Consider the following 15,094-nt stretch of genomic DNA (forward strand, 5'->3'; position numbering starts at 1 on the left):
TAGCCATATTCGGGTGTTTGTGTGTGCATTTTGAGTCCGCTGATGTCCCGGCGCCGCGAGGGTCACGGACGTCTCAACATTGGCGTGCAGCGTGTGAGAATCGGTCCGGGCGCGCTCGACGTGGCAGGATGTAGACGGTACGTGCGCAGTCGGCGTGCGGAGCGGACCGGAGGAAAGTGCGTGGAATCGGCAAGGAGGGGCGCCCTTGAGTGACAGCACGCGTCCCCTGCGCATCGGCATCATGGGTGGAACCTTCGACCCCATCCACCACGGTCACCTAGTCGCCGCCTCCGAGGTGCAGGACGTCTTCAACCTTGATGAGGTCATCTTCGTGCCCACGTGGGCGCAGCCCTTCAAGAAGGATCGCCGAGTCTCCCCGGCCGAGCACCGGTATCTCATGACGGTGATCGCAACCGCATCCAACCCGCGGTTCACTGTCTCGCGGGTGGATATCGACAGGGGCGGTACCACTTACACGATCGACACGCTCCACGACATCATGGAGGAGTACCCCGGCGCGGAGCTGTACTTCATCACCGGTGCGGACGCGCTCGCACAGATCCTCACCTGGAAGGACAATGAGGAGATCATGTCCCTGGCCCACATGGTCGGAGTGACGCGGCCCGGCCACGTGCTGACCGACACGGGCCTGCCTGCTGACAGGATCTCGTTGGTGGAGGTGCCCGCCATGGCGATTTCCTCCACCGACTGCCGCAAGCGCGTCAGCAGCGGCGGACCGGTGTGGTATCTCGTGCCCGACGGCGTGGTCCAGTACATCCGCAAGTACGGTCTTTACCGAATGGCCGAACGGTCCGCGTCCACCACGTCCATGACCGCCCATGTTGCGCGTGAGCAGTCCCTGAGGAAGGAGAACGAAGGTGAGTGAGAACACCGACGTCAACCAGCCCGAGCGCGGTTCGGCTGCCCCGCGTCGCAGTCGTCGCGCCATGCGTGAGGCGGAGCGTGCCGCCGAGCGCGAGGCCTATCTGACCGGGCAGCAGCCCCTGCTCACCCGCCGTGAGATGCGGCGCCTGCGCGAGGAGGCGGAGGCTTTGCAGCAGGCGCTTGAGGCGGGAGAGATCACCCCTGAGCAGGCGCGCGCCCTGCAGGACCCGCTCGCTGATCAGCCCATCATCGACATCCCCGCGCATGACGTAACCGGGCATCACGCCGTCCCCTCGACGCCTACGGTCGGCCTGCCGGCGACCCACTCGCAGGCCGCGACGCCGGTTACGGCGCAGACTCCGGCTGAATCGGACACTGAGTCCGTAGCGGATGAGGGTGAGGCGCCCACGCCGGACGCTGCTACGGTGGCGGACGGCGCGGCCAGTGACGAGCCTGCATCCGAGGCTGAGCCTGAGGCCGAGGCACAGGCGGCGGTCTCGCCCGCTGACACCCCCGTGACGGGCGCCGGGGACTCTGAGCCGGTCGCTCAGCATGAGACGGCACCATCCGCCACCACTGCTGCTGAGGAGTCCGACACCGAACCCGTCTCTTCCGGGCATGGCGCGGCGGCTGCGGACACGGACTCTGCTCCGGGAGCGATCAGCGCCCCGTCCCCCCAGGTGGCGGACACGAGCATTACCGGTGCGCGGATGGAGGAGCTCTCCGCGCTGCCCACCGGCGTCCTTGAGGCCGTTGACGCGCCGATCGTCACGGATACCGAAGCTGCACGGACGGGTACGCTCCCGACCCGCCGTTCGCTAAGGCACAGAGTTGCCGCCGCTCAGCCCACAACGGGTGGGAACGCAGAAGCGACGTCGTCGCCCGAGCCTGCCGCCGCGGACGGTGACGGTGCGCAAACCGGTGAGATCCCGGCGCCGTCGGCCGCCACGCCTACTTCTGCGGAGGCGGTTGCGGAGTCACCGTCACAGGATCCCGCGGAGGGGTCGGCCGAGCGAGTCGGCGAGGAGCCGATTGCAGAGGCCGCTGAGCAGGCCGACGGAGTGTCGCCGGTACGCCGTCCGATCGTGCGTATCCCCGCTGCCGCGCAGGGCGTGCGCACGGTGGACACGGACACGGGCGAGCTGAGCGTTGTGCAGCCGGTGATTCAGCCGGATGCGGCGCTGCAGGTGTCGGACGAGCCCGACGCCAACCCCGAATCCGATTCTGAACAGGATGAGGCCCTGCCCGATTCAGCCGAGGTCTACGGCGGGATCGACAACCCCCAGTGGCGCTCTCTGGATGAGGCGGACGCCGCCGGGACGGCAGTAGCCTCCGATACCCCCGCTTCCGCTGCTGCCACGGGAGAGCGGAGCGCCGCCGATGAGGCGGATGCGGCACCCGCCGAGGCCGACGGCGGTTCTCGGGTGGGGCGCACGCTGCTGATCATGCTGCTGGCCGTGGTCCTAGCCCTGGTTGTCCTTGCGGTCGTGTGGTACCTGCGCACCAATGGTGTGCTCGGGGCCCTGCCGCAGGACCTCGGCACCTGGATCCGCATGCGCATCTGATCAGCCGACCCTGCCTTGCCGCTGGAGGCAGCGGCCACCGCCCATGTATCACTCGCCGAAGGAGCCTCGTGTCCGCCACTGAACGTGCCGTTGAACTGGCCGCTGTCGCTGCCCATGCCGCCGCGGAGAAGAAGGCGGCGAACGCCGTCGCGATTGACGTCTCCGAGCGTCTGGCATTCACGGATGTCTTCCTGATCCTTTCCGCGGCGAATGAACGCCAGGTGCGTGCCGTCGTCGACGCCGTCGAAGAGGCCATGCTCGCCGCGGGGGTGAAGGCGCGGTCGCGGGAGGGACTCGAAGAGGCCAACTGGGTGCTCCTGGACTACGCCGATGTGGTCGTGCACGTGCTCCAGGAGGAGGACCGCGAGTACTACGGGATTGAGCGCTTGTGGAAGGACTGCCCGGTGGTCCCTCTGCACGCGGATGCGTCTGCGCCGTTAGAGGCCTGAGTATTGCGGATCGAGGTGTGAGGGTCATGACCAGGCTGGTTCTGTGGCGGCATGGGCAGACCGACTACAACGCGGAGATGCGCGTGCAGGGCCGTGTCGACATTCCCCTCAACGCCGTCGGCCAGAAGCAGGCTCGTGCCGCAGCCCCTGCTCTGGCGGCGCTGAACCCCACCCGCATTGTCTCCTCCCCGCTCAGCCGGGCTCGGCAGACCGCGGAGGCTCTGGCCGAGCTCACCGGTGGGGAGATCGAGTCCAATGAGGGGCTGCTCGAACGCTCGTTCGGGCGCTGGGAGGGGCTGTCGCGCGTCGACATGGAGGCCCGCTGGCCCGAGGAGTACGCCGCCTGGCGCCGGGGAGAGGACCCCACCGGGGTGGGTGTGGAGACGCGTGCGGCAACTGCGGCGCGCGTGGGCGGCACGCTGCGTCGCATCCTCCAGGTCGAGGGTGCGTCCGATGAGCGCACCATTGTGGTCGTCTCGCACGGCTCTGCCATAACGCTCGGGGTCAGCCACCTGCTGGGTCTGGACTCTGCGGCATGGTTCGGGCTCAGGAGCATGGACAACTGCCGTTACGCGGTGGTGCTGCCGGGGGAGCGGGAACCCGGGTGGATGCTGGCCAAGTGGAACGCACGGTGAACTCCCGCAGCGCGGGGGATGTGGCCCTCGGCGGCATGCAGGTGAGGCACGGCACGTGTTTTTGATTTGCTCGGGAGGGGCCTGAGTTCGTAGAGTTTGGGCGTTGCCCACGTGAGGGCGACGCCCGCGAGGGGCTATGGCGCAGTTGGTAGCGCGCTTCCATGGCATGGAAGAGGTCGGGGGTTCGAATCCCCCTAGCTCCACGATCACCACCGCACTGCGGTGGGTCGGTCACCTAACGGGGCTATGGCGCAGTTGGTAGCGCGCTTCCATGGCATGGAAGAGGTCGGGGGTTCGAATCCCCCTAGCTCCACGCAGACTCTCAAGTGCTTGGCCCCGCTTCTGGCGGGGCTTTGTTGTTTCCACGGGGATTCGCGGGCTTCCAGTGCCCCTGCGCTCGCACGTGTGCCGGTGACCCGCCACACGTGCGAGCGCAGCGCGCTGATCTGACCTGGTGTCCCCAGTCATTCCTGTCGCGCAGGCCCATCGGCCTTCCCCGAGGCCCTCGGGCCGGAATGAGGCCGTTAGTGGCCGACGCGTGCCGGTGGACTAGTGCGGAACCGCCTTCGTACCAGGTGAGTCAGGCCGCGATGGTTCCGGTCCCGACCAGCACGATGATCAGGAGGCCCAGCAGGACGCGGTAAACCAGGAAGCCGGTGAACTTGTTCGAGGAGACGAAGCGCAGCAGCCAGGCGATCGTCGCGTAGGCCACCAGGCCGGACACGACCGTCGCGATCAGGGTGGCGGTCCACCCGACCGTCTCGGAGATGTCTCCCGCGGCGGTTACTGCCTCCAGGGCGCCGGCGGCGAGCAGTGCCGGGATTCCCATGAAGAAGGACAGACGGGTGGCGGTGACCCGGTCGAAGCGCAGGAACAGTCCCGCGGAAATGGTTGCGCCTGAGCGTGAGATGCCGGGGAATACCGGCGCCAGTGCCTGGAAGGTACCGATGATCAGGGCGTCCTTGAGCGACACCTCCCGCATGCCCTTACCCGTCGAGGTGTGGGCTGCCCCGGCCGGGCCGTCGCTGCGCCGATCGGCCAGCCACATTACGGCCGACCACAGGATCAGCGCCCCCGCGATGACCCACAGGGAGCGGGCGGTGACTTCGATGAAGTCCTTGAACAACAGGCCAATCACGGCTACGGGGATCGAGCCGAGGATGATGCCCCAGCCGAGGGTGTAGTCGGGGTCGGTCCGGGCCTCGGCGTTGGCCAGGCCCTTGAACCAGGCGGTCACGATGCGCACGATGTCGCCCCAGAAGTAGACGACGGCGGCCAGGATCGCGCCGACCTGGATGACCGCGGTGAACGCGGTCATGCCCACGGAGTCGATGTTGTAGTGCAGTAGCTTCTCAACGATATTCAGGTGCCCGGTGGAGGACACGGGCAGGAACTCGGTGATGCCCTCGACGATGCCGAGGATGACGGCGTGCAGCCAGTTCATGAGGCTCCCAGGGATCGGGTGCAGTAAGTTCTCTGAGAGGCTACCGGGCATGGGGCGCCCAGTGCGCGCCCGGGCGTGTGGAACCGGCCTCAGCCTGGCCGGGACGGGGAGTCGGGATCCTCGGCCCGTCGACGACGGCGCCCCGCTACAGGATGGATAGCGGCCCGCCCGTCGTCGACGAGGGGTGCGGATCAGTCGGTCTCGGCCGACAGGTGCCCAAGGACCGCCTCATGCAGCAAGCTGTTGGTGGCGACGGCACTGCCGCCCCAGGGACCCACCTCGCCGGCCAGGGAGGTGAAGCGGCCGCCCGCCTCCTGAACGATCGGCACCAGGGCGCCCATGTCGTAAAGCTCCAGTTCTGGCTCGGCGGCCAGGTCCACCGCGCCCTCGGCCAGGAGCATGTAGGACCAGAAGTCCCCGTAGGCGCGGGTGCGCCAGCAGGCCTGCATCAGCGACAGCATGCCGCGCAGGCGTCGGTGTTCGGCCCAGCCGGACAGTGAGGAGTAGGACAGGGAGGCGTCCTCCAGGCTCGCCACGCTGGACACGTGCAGGCGGCGGGCCGATGCCAGGGACCGGCCGGTCCAGGCGCCGCCGCCCCGTACCGCCCACCAGCGCCGTCCGAGCGCGGGCGCGGAGACCAGGCCGACGACGACCTCGCCGTCCTCGACCAGGCTGATGAGCGTGGCCCACACGGGCACGCCCCGCACGAAGTTCTTGGTCCCGTCGATCGGGTCGATCACCCACTGGCGGGGGGAGTGGCCGGTGGTGCCGAACTCCTCTCCGAGCACGGAGTCGCGGGTGCGGGCGCGGGCCAGGTAGTCGCGGATGAGGCGCTCGGCCTCCCGGTCGGCCGCGGTAACGGGGGTCAGGTCGGGTTTGGTCTCCACCTCGAAGTCCTGGGCATCGAAGTGTGCCTGAGTGAGGGGATCCACCTGGTCGGCGATGGTGTGCGCCAGGTGCAGGTCGTCGCGCCAACGGCGCTCCGCTGCGGGGGACGTGGGGGAGGAACCGGCATTGCTGCTCATGCCACGAGGGTAGACGGATGTCGCGCGCTTCCGGCTCCGACGAGGCCGAAGAACACCCGATTACCGGCGCTTCGCGTTCGAGGGCGTGGGTTGAGCCGGGAGCCAGCTCGCCGGCGTGGTTTGCGCTGACGTCGTCTGCTACGCCGGTTCGGGGTCTACTACTCCGGTTTGAGGTTTACTACGCCGGTTCGGTGTCTGCTGAAGGGGTCTGGGCCCTTCAGCAGAGGTCAAACTGGCGTGGCAGAGCCCGAAGGGGCGTGGTAGACGTCGAAGGGGCGTACCCAACGACCGCGCCCCGACCTCGACCCCACTCGCTCGACGCCCGCGACACCGCCCCGAGGACACCCCCCGCCGGCCACATGTCCTCGTCAGCCTCAGAACGTCGGCACGGGCCCCACGCCGACTCCGCCCGGACGTCCGGGCACGACCCCGCGCGCTCGAGCGCGACCACCTAGCCGGGCCGGTGCACGCCGAGCAGCGCGCCCGAGCACGACCTCGTACGCCCGAGCGCGACCACCCGCGGGCCCGCACCACCACGCCCGCAAACGCGCAGCGCCCGTGAGCATCCGATGGTGCTCCCAGCTGTCACAGATTGCACCACTTTCGCCGGGACGCGCCGGGAACCCGGTCAACAGAACCGCATGATTTCAACGATTTGCGCTAGGCGGCTCGCGTCCGGGCAGGTAAAGTGGTGCAATCAGTGACAGCCGGGCGACGGTCGCCGTGGTGAGCCGGCAGGCGCACCGGTCTCCTCACCCGGAGACACGCCGGCCACCACACCCACAAACGCGAAGAGCCCGATTACCGTGGCGGACGGGGCGCGGACTCCTACCGCAGGAGGAGCATGCGCGGGCCGAAGGTCGTAAGGCGGCGGTGAGGCTTTGGTACCGCAGAAACCCGAAAAGATCCGTCAAAGTGAGGTTTTGGATCCTCCGGGCGGTTCGTAGCGTGAGTCTCAGCCGCCCGGATGCGGACGGAACCCAAGCGAAGGAGCCCCACCCATGCCCGCCATGCTCGACCTGCGCCGCACCCTGGCCGCCCTGGTGGCGGTGGCCATGAGCGCGGCCCTGATCGTCTTCAGCTTCATCATCTCCGACTCCGCCACCACCCAGATGACCGCCGCCGCCCGCGCCAGCGTCGGAAACGCCGACGTCGTCGTCCTCCCCGAGCGGGGCGGGGAGCTGTCCGAGGCCGCCGCCGAGACGGTGTCGGCGGCCTCCGGCGCGGCCGGTGTGCGCACCTATACGGAGGGAACCATCTGGATCGACCGCATGGGCAGCGGCGGCGGCACCGAGTTCACCTACGTGCTGGACGTGCCGTCCCTGTCCGGCAGCACCCGTCTGGTAGAGGGGCGCCTGCCGGAGAAGGAGGGAGAGATCGCGGTCTCGCCCTCGGTCGCCGAGCAGGACGTCGCGGTTGGCAGCGCCATGGCGCTCAAGGAAGACCCGGTCGCCGCCCCCGCCACCGCGACCGTGGTGGGCGTGATCGCCCCCGGACCCGAGATCACCCGCTGGAGCACCGGTGAGCAGTACATCTTCGCCACTGCCGATGAACAAGCCGCCCTGGGGCTGTCGACGGCCCCGGCAGCCCTCTATGTGAACGCCACCGTGGGTACGAGCACGCAGGCCCTCATGGACTCCGTCTCGCAGGCCCTCGACGTGGCCGGCCTGGAGGCGAACGTCTACGCCGCCTCAGACATCGTGATGATGCGCGCGTCGAACATGGGTGACATGAACTCCACCACGCAGATGCTGTTGCAGCTGCTCGGCCCGGTGTGCGCGGTGGTGGCCGGGATAGTGATTGCCACGACCTTCTCCACCCTGGTGGCGCGGCAGGCCCGGCAGACCGGGCTGCTGCGCTGTATCGGAGCGGGCCGTGCCCAGGTGTTCGGTTCGGTGCTGCGCAGCGCCCTGGCCACCGGCCTGGCGGGCTCGGCGGTGGGAAGCCTCCTGGGCGTGGTGCTGGCCACGCTGCTGGTCCGCTCCGGGCTGGTGGACGGGCTGGAAGCTCATTACCTGACGGTCGACCGGCAGACCATAGTGCTGGCGGTGGTGCTCAGCACGGTGGTGACGCTGGTGGCGGTACTGCGCCCGGCCCGTCAGGCCACCCGGGTCTCGCCGCTGGTGGCCCTGACCGGGCAGGTGGCCGACGAGCGTTCGCTGAGCCGCCGCCGGATGCGGACCGCCGCCGCCGGAGTGGTGGTGGCCCTGATCGGCCTGGGCATCACCTGGCTGAGCATCTGGGCGCAGGTGGTCATCTGCACGGCCCTGGGCGCGGTGCTCATGGTGCTGGGCGTGCTGGCGGGACTGCCGCTGATAGTCGTCGGCGGGGCCCGGCTGGTGGAGCGGCTTGGCGGTGGCGCCCGTCGGCCCGTGCTGCACCTGGCCGCCCGCAACCTGGCCCGCAACCCGGGTCGCGCCGCGGCCACCACCGCCTCACTGCTGGTCACGGTCACGGTCGGCGCCACCCTCCTGTCCGGCATTGCCAGCGTCAACGCCTCCATGAACGCCATCCTCGGCGCCAGCGCACCGGTCGACATCCGGGTGGACGGGATCACCGCCGCCGACGACGACGCGGCGCTGGTCGCCCGGGTGGAGGCGGCCGACGGCGTGGAGAGCACGGTGGTGGTCCCCGTGCTGGACGTGGGCATCACCCCGGGCGCCGACGAGGTTGACGAGATCACCGTGTCCGCGGTGGACCCGGCCGCGGCCGCCCCGGTTCTGCGCTCTGACAAGGGCCTGGAGGGCCTCGACGACGACACCCTGGTCCTCTCCCGCGAGTACCGTCTGCAGGAGGGGACGGCCGTCACCCTCACCGGCACCGGGGGCAGCAGGGAGCTGACCGTGCATCTAGCCGAGGCCGGGATCGGGCCGGTGGTCACCCCGGCCGTCGCCGAGGAGCTGTCCGGAGGCGAAGCCACGGACGTATCCGTGTGGGTGCGCACCGCCGGGGACGGCACCGACACCAGCGTGGTCGACGCGGTGCGCGACGCGCTGCAGCGGCCGGACCTGGTGGTCAGCACCTCCGCCACCGAGCGCGCGAGCTTCAACAACCAGGTGAGCCGCATTGTCACCATCATTGTGGCGGTGCTGGCCTTCACCCTGCTGATCACTCTGTCCGGGCTGGCCAACACCACCGATGTGAGCGTGCTGGAGCGCTTCCGGGAGATCGGGGTGCTGCGCGCCACCGGGGTGCAGCGCGGCCAGGTGCGGCGCCTGTTCATCACCGAGGCGGTGCTCACCTCGCTGCTGGGCGGGCTGCTCGGGGCGGTTATGGGGACGGTGTTCGGCATGGCGGCCGTGGTCGCCGTATTCGGGCTCGATGCCGCGGACCGCCTGGTGCTGCAGGTGCCCTGGGTGGGGCTCGCCGGGATTCTGCTGGCCGCCGCGGCCATCGGCGTGCTGGCGGCGCTACGTCCCGCCGGCCGTGCCGCCGCCGTCGCCCCGGTCAGCGCGCTGGCTCAGGAGTAGCGCTCGGCCCGGCCTCGCCAATGCATTTGACTGCGCCACCCGCACCGAGCGGGTGGCGCAGTCACGTTGTTTCGGTCAGCGCCGACTCGACGTTGAAGACTCGCATACGCCGGTTCCGGAGCATCGTTCTGGATTGGCCACTCGTTTCAGTCCCTACTGCGGGCCGCGGCTCGTACCGGGCGGAAGTCTGGCGTCAGGGACTACCCCGAGTCGATGTGACCGTGGTCTCGTGCCGGAGGGTGAGACAGGGGTTGTGCGAAGGTAGTAGACGGCGCTGAGACTTTTGTCCGCGGCCGTCCGATAGTTCCGTCTTTCGGCGTATTTTCAATGGTTTCTGGGGTTCCTAGGGTTTAACCCGTCAGCCAGTTCAAGCCGTTACGGAGGAACCCCGATGTCCGATCCCGCCGAATCCACCTACCTGGGCCTGTCCGGCGCCGACCCCGCCGCGCCGCGGGTGGTTGAGGCCCGCATGCTCACCAAGATCTACGGCACCGGCGGCGCGCAAGTCACCGCCCTGGACCACGTCTCCCTGGCCGTCAGCCGCGGCCAGTTCGTCGCCGTCATGGGGCCCTCCGGCTCGGGCAAGTCCACCCTGCTGCACTGCCTGGCCGGACTGGACACCCCGAACTCCGGCAGCGTGTTCATCGCCGGGAAGGACCTGGCCCGGATGAACGACCGGCAGCTGACCGCGGTGCGCCGCGACCAGCTCGGCTTCGTCTTCCAGGCCTTCAACCTGCTGCCGCAGCTGACCGCGGAGGAGAACATCCTGCTGCCGCTGCGGCTCGCTCACCGCAAGCCCGAGCGGGACTGGTACAACGCCGTCATCGACTCCCTAGGGATCGGGGACCGGCTGGAGCACCGGCCCAGCGAGCTGTCCGGCGGCCAACAGCAGCGCGTGGCGGTGGCCCGTGCCCTGGTGGGGCGGCCGGAGGTCATCTTCGCGGACGAGCCCACTGGCGCCTTGGACACCGCCTCGGCCGCCTCCCTGCTGGAGACGCTGGCCCGCATGTGCGAGGCCCTGGGCCAGACGGTGGTCATGGTCACCCACGATCAGAACGCGGCCGGGGCCACCAACCGGATCGTCCGGCTGCGGGACGGGCGGATCGTCGGCGACGACGTGCTCGCTCGCCCAACCGGCCAGCACGCCGCCCCGGCGGCCGCCATGCAGGGGGTGCACTGATGCCCGCCATGCTCGACCTGCGCCGCACCGTAGCCGCCCTGGTGGCGGTCGCCATGAGCGCGGCGCTCATAGTTGTCAGCCTTATCATCTCCGATTCTTCGACCGCCCAGATGACGGCGGCGGCTCGCGCTTCGGTCGGCGACGCGGATGTGGTCGTCATCGCCGACAGTCACGATGACGCCACGGACGGGACCCTGCCAGAACAGGCGGTCCAGGCCGTCGCTGCCGCCGAGGGAGTGGCCAGTGTGCGTCCCTACATTGAGGGCTCGACTTGGATTGATCACCCGTCCGGTTCCGCGTACGTGTCACATGTATTCGTGCTGGAGGTGCCCGAAATAGGGGGCGGCACACGCTTGACGGCGGGACGTCTGCCGGAGAAGGAGGGAGAGGTAGCCCTTTCCCCGGCCGCCGCGCAGGTCCAGGACCTTGAGGTCGGAAGCACCGTCTCCTTCAAAAAAGCGGCCACAGATACTGGAATAAGCTCGACTGCAACGGTTGTGGGCATAATTGAGCCTGGTGCTGAGATAACCCGATACGGCGCGGCTAGTGAATATGTCTTTGCGACCGCGGAAGAACGTGCAGTGCTCGGAGTGCCGGATACGCCTGTAGTGCTCTACGTAACAGGATCATCGGGTACGAGTACTGACGCGCTCATGAATTCGGTCGAGCAGGCGGTTCAGACCTCTCAGCCGGGAGCGAGTGTTTATACCGCTTCCGATATCGCGGTCATGCGAACTTCCGAGCAGAGTGCGGTGGACTCGTTGACGATGACACTGTTCCAGCTGCTGGGGCCGGTGTGCGCCGTGGTTGCGGGAATCGTGATCGCGACGACGTTCAGTACGATGGTGGCCCGGCAGGCGCGCCAGACCGGTCTGCTGCGCTGCATCGGCGCGACCCGCCGCCAGGTGCTCGGATCGGTGCTGCGCACCGGGCTTATCACCGGGTTGGTGGGCTCGGTGCTGGGCGCCGGGCTTGGCGTGGGACTGGCTGCACTGGTGTCGCGCGCTGGATTGATCGAAGGCCTGGAACGGCAATATTTCACGGTGTCCTGGCGTTCACTCCTATTGGGTGTACTCCTCGGAACCGCGGTGACACTGGTGGCGGTGCTGCGTCCGGCACGCCGCGCCACCCGAGTCTCGCCCCTGGTGGCCCTGACCGGGCAGGTGGCCGATGAGCGCTCTCTCAGCCGTCGGCGCATGATCAGCGCAATCGTCGGGCTGGTGGTAGTCGTAATCGGTTTGGTCATTATCGGATTGAGCATTCAGATGCGGGTCATTGAGTACACGGCTGTGGGCGCAGTGATTCTGGTACTGGGTGTGCTGGTAGGACTGCCGCTGCTGGTTATCGGCGCCTGTCGTGTCACGGAGCGACTCGCTGGCGGTTCGCGTCGACCGGTGTTGCAGCTCGCCACCCGCAATCTGGCCCGTAACCCGGGGCGCTCCGCCGCTACTACTGCCTCGCTGCTGGTCTCCGTGGCCGTGGCCTCCACCCTGGTCACCGGTATCGTCAGCGTTCGAGCGTCCATGGATGGATATATCAGTAGTGGCAGTCCCATAGACATCCGGGTCAGTGCAATCCCGGCTGATGCTGATACGTCAGTACTGACCGCACGGGTAGAGAACGTGGACGACGTAGAGCGGACGGTCCTGGTGCCGACGTTCGATGTGGGTATCTCTCCGGAAACGACGGCGGACAATAAGATCACTGTATCCGCAGTGGATGTGGCTGAAGTCGCTCCGGTCATCCGCTCTCATACGGGCTTGGAGGGCCTTGATGACAACACGCTGATTGTTGGAGGAATCTACGACCTTCCCGAAGGCACACCCGTGACGCTCACAGGACCTGCGGGCAGTGCCGAACTGACCGTACACGTGGAGGAGGGCGGCTTCGGGCCGGTCATTACGCCCGTGGTCGCAAAGAAGCTGGTCGGGGACAACTCTACAATGACATCCCTGTGGGTGCGCACCGTCGGAGACGGCAGTAACGCGGAGGCAGGTTCGCAGGTGCGTCAACTCCTACAGGGAGAGGGCTACTACATCACGACCTCGGCAGCAGGCCGCACCACATTCACGGAGTACCTCAACTGGATTATGGCGGTTATCGCGGTGGTACTGGCCTTCACGCTCCTGATCGCCCTATCCGGCATGGCCAACACCACGGACGTGAGCGTGCTGGAACGGGTCCGAGAGATCGGGGTGCTGCGCGCCACCGGCGTACAACGGCGTCAGGTAGGAGGACTCTTCATCACCGAGGCGGTACTGACCTCGCTGCTGGGCGGCGTGATCGGAGTCGTCCTGGGGGCGGTGCTGGGCCTGGCGGGCGTAGCGTCCGCTATGGGCACCGACACCGGGTCGGACCTGGTACTGCGGGTGCCCTGGCTATGGCTGGTGGCGATCCTATTTGCAGCCGCGGCGGTCGGTGTGCTAGCAGCCCTGCGCCCCAGCATCCGTGCCGCGTCGGTAGTTCCGGTCACCGCGATTGCTCAGGACTGAAGCTGGCGCCTTCAGGACGGCAGGTGCCCCGCCTTATTGACGGCGACGACGAGCCTGAGCCGGGAGTTCACCCCGTACTTGCGCATCAGACTGGATACATGCCGCTTCACGGTGCTCTCGGCAATACTCAGCTGCTCAGCGATCTCCGCGTTGGACATGCCATCACACAGTAGGACGAGCACGTCGTGCTCCGCCTCGGTGACGCCGGGCGCCCGGTCCGGCATCACCGGGCGCAGGTGGTTGGTGACCAGTTTGGAGGCGGCATCCGGCGAGAGGGGAGTACCGCCGTCGTAGGCGGCGAGGACGGCACGGACCACATCGTCCGGTTCGGCGCTCTTGAGTAGGAAGCCATTCGCATGCCGCCTCAGCGCGTCCAGCATGGATGTGTCGTCATCCAAACCCGTGAGCACCACCACGGCGGTCTCCGGGGACTCCTGTTTCAGCCGAGACAACAGCTCAAGCCCGTCCATGCCGGGCATGGCCACGTCGGTGAGGACGACGTCAATGTCAGTGCCGCGCACGAACTCGAGCGCGTCGGCCGCGGACCTGAAGGCGCCTAGCACCTGCAGCCGCGGGGGCTTATCGAGGTAGGCCTGCAGCGCGCGCAGGACGTAGGCGTCGTCGTCGACCACGGCTACACGGATCGGGGACGTATGCGTCGTCTCAGCGGGAAGCATGTCAGAGCTGGACATGCCACTAAGCTTAAGCCGGAGACTGTCCTCACCGTGTACTGCCATCATGCTTTATCTTTTTCCACGATCATCCCTTCACCCCGTCCAAGACGGGTCTGGTGCGTGGCCTACGCTGCGCACTCATCTGCTGCACGCGGGCATGGGGGTCTTCCTGTTCACCATTGCATTCTTCTTCACGTCCCCGTCTCCGAGAGATCCGGTAGCCATCAGTCTCACTGTTCTGGCTGTTCTCGCTCTGCCTTTGACCTCGGTCGCGCCGGCGGTCGGTACCGTGGCGAGTGTTGTAGTCACCTGGATCGCAGCATCCATACCCCAAGAAACGGGGCTCTTGGCCACCATGGCCGCATGGGGCGTGGTGGCCATGCTGCTCGCGCGCGGTCAGCCCCGGTGGATGGTGTACTCGCTAGCCTGCATGATCACGCTGCCGGTGCTGTTGACAACGGTCGCCGACGAGCCTTTATGGAGCAGGCTCGTATGGCCAGCCATGGTGGGAGTTCCGTGCATAGTGCTTGGGGAAATGCTCCGGTTCCAGCGCGAACAAGCCCGCAGCGCCGCGCGGCGTAGGCTCGAGTCTCGGCTGCGGCAGCGCAGGCTCATGGCTTCGGAGCTGCACGACACGGTCGCACGTGACCTCACCTACGCGGTGCTGATGGGCGAGCAGTTCAAGATAGCTCACGCCGACGACGAGCAACTGAGCCGGGAACTCGACGTCATTATTGAACCGGTGCGTATGGCGGTGGCGCAACTGCGGCGCGGTCTGCGGAGCATGAGCACAGACGACGGCGATGATGTCGTGCTCCGAGTGGCCTCAAGGCCACCACGGCCGCTCGCGCAGACCCTGGCGGATGCGGATCGTGTGCTTGCCGATCGCGGGGCCCGCCTGGAGACCGATGGGACACAACTGCTCACGGAGTCGATCTTTACTCCGGGCGCGCAACAGCAGGTGCTGCGTGTTATCAACGAGCTCGTTGACAACGCCGCCAAGCACACGCCCGCCGAGGGACTCGCCAGGATTACGATCGAGACCGACGATCGCGCTCTCGATTGTATGGTGACGAACACGGTCGATGCGGCCCATACCAAGGACCGTGCGCTCTCCTCCGGGCTTGGCCTGGCAGACGCGCAGCGTCGCGTTGAGAGCCTCGGTGGTGACTTCGTGATCAATCGGGGCGAATCGCGCTGGACGGTTACCTTCAGCGTCCCGGTCCGAGGTGCGGCGGCTGGATGATTGATGGCGAGAGGCGGCGGGCAGGTCGC

At 67.7% G+C, this 15,094-nt stretch carries 11 protein-coding genes and 2 tRNA genes; 10 read left to right on the top strand and 3 right to left on the bottom strand.

Annotated features, from left to right (window positions below):
• The first annotated feature begins 205 nt into the window (after positions 1-205).
• The 6 genes from nadD to E4J16_RS04545 all read left to right on the top strand — a co-directional run bounded on the left by nadD (position 206) and on the right by E4J16_RS04545 (position 3,847).
• A complete protein-coding gene (nadD, locus tag E4J16_RS04520) occupies positions 206-886 on the top strand; it encodes a nicotinate-nucleotide adenylyltransferase (protein WP_136192802.1) in 681 nt (226 codons plus the stop codon).
• Complete coding sequence (locus E4J16_RS04525; RefSeq protein ID WP_136313381.1) at positions 879-2,450, top strand: hypothetical protein; 1,572 nt, start codon at positions 879-881, stop codon at positions 2,448-2,450. Before nadD ends, E4J16_RS04525 begins: the two co-directional genes overlap by 8 nt.
• A gap of 68 nt (positions 2,451-2,518) precedes the next feature.
• On the top strand, positions 2,519-2,899 hold the full coding sequence (gene rsfS, locus E4J16_RS04530) for a ribosome silencing factor (protein WP_136192804.1): 381 nt from the start codon (positions 2,519-2,521) through the stop codon (positions 2,897-2,899).
• Positions 2,900-2,925: 26 nt separating this feature from the next.
• Positions 2,926-3,534, top strand: coding sequence for a histidine phosphatase family protein (locus E4J16_RS04535; protein ID WP_136192805.1), 609 nt, complete (start codon positions 2,926-2,928; stop codon positions 3,532-3,534).
• Positions 3,535-3,664: 130 nt separating this feature from the next.
• Positions 3,665-3,737 (top strand) — tRNA-Ala (locus E4J16_RS04540).
• 37 nt (positions 3,738-3,774) lie between these two features.
• Positions 3,775-3,847 (top strand) — tRNA-Ala (locus E4J16_RS04545).
• A gap of 267 nt (positions 3,848-4,114) precedes the next feature.
• Here E4J16_RS04545 and E4J16_RS04550 read toward each other — a convergent pair.
• Both E4J16_RS04550 and hisN read right to left on the bottom strand, forming a co-directional pair.
• Positions 4,115-4,978 (bottom strand): undecaprenyl-diphosphate phosphatase, encoded by an 864-nt coding sequence (locus E4J16_RS04550; protein ID WP_136192806.1) that lies wholly within the window; start codon positions 4,976-4,978, stop codon positions 4,115-4,117.
• Between the two features lie 191 nt (positions 4,979-5,169).
• On the bottom strand, positions 5,170-6,003 hold the full coding sequence (hisN, locus tag E4J16_RS04555) for a histidinol-phosphatase (RefSeq protein WP_136192807.1): 834 nt from the start codon (positions 6,001-6,003) through the stop codon (positions 5,170-5,172).
• A 1,001-nt stretch (positions 6,004-7,004) separates the two neighbouring features.
• Between hisN and E4J16_RS04560 the strand changes: the two genes are divergently transcribed.
• The 3 genes from E4J16_RS04560 (at position 7,005) to E4J16_RS04570 (ending at position 13,145) form a co-directional block, all read left to right on the top strand.
• The gene (locus E4J16_RS04560) at positions 7,005-9,473 is read left to right on the top strand and encodes an ABC transporter permease (protein ID WP_136313382.1); all 2,469 of its coding nucleotides are present in this window, start codon (positions 7,005-7,007) and stop codon (positions 9,471-9,473) included.
• Between the two features lie 391 nt (positions 9,474-9,864).
• On the top strand, positions 9,865-10,653 hold the full coding sequence (locus E4J16_RS04565; protein WP_136192809.1) for an ABC transporter ATP-binding protein: 789 nt from the start codon (positions 9,865-9,867) through the stop codon (positions 10,651-10,653).
• A gap of 53 nt (positions 10,654-10,706) precedes the next feature.
• Complete coding sequence (locus tag E4J16_RS04570; RefSeq protein ID WP_240038267.1) at positions 10,707-13,145, top strand: FtsX-like permease family protein; 2,439 nt, start codon at positions 10,707-10,709, stop codon at positions 13,143-13,145.
• 11 nt (positions 13,146-13,156) lie between these two features.
• Here the strand turns inward: E4J16_RS04570 and E4J16_RS04575 are convergent, their stop codons facing one another.
• Entirely contained in the window at positions 13,157-13,837 is a 681-nt protein-coding gene (locus tag E4J16_RS04575; protein WP_136313384.1) for a response regulator, read from the bottom strand.
• A 139-nt stretch (positions 13,838-13,976) separates the two neighbouring features.
• Here E4J16_RS04575 and E4J16_RS04580 point away from each other — a divergent pair, with 139 nt between their 5' ends.
• On the top strand, positions 13,977-15,065 hold the full coding sequence (locus E4J16_RS04580) for a sensor histidine kinase (RefSeq protein WP_168709461.1): 1,089 nt from the start codon (positions 13,977-13,979) through the stop codon (positions 15,063-15,065).
• The last annotated feature ends 29 nt before the right edge of the window (positions 15,066-15,094 follow it).

This window comes from Actinomyces procaprae (genome assembly GCF_004798665.1).
In the GTDB taxonomy this organism is placed as follows: Bacteria; Actinomycetota; Actinomycetes; order Actinomycetales; family Actinomycetaceae; genus Actinomyces; species Actinomyces procaprae.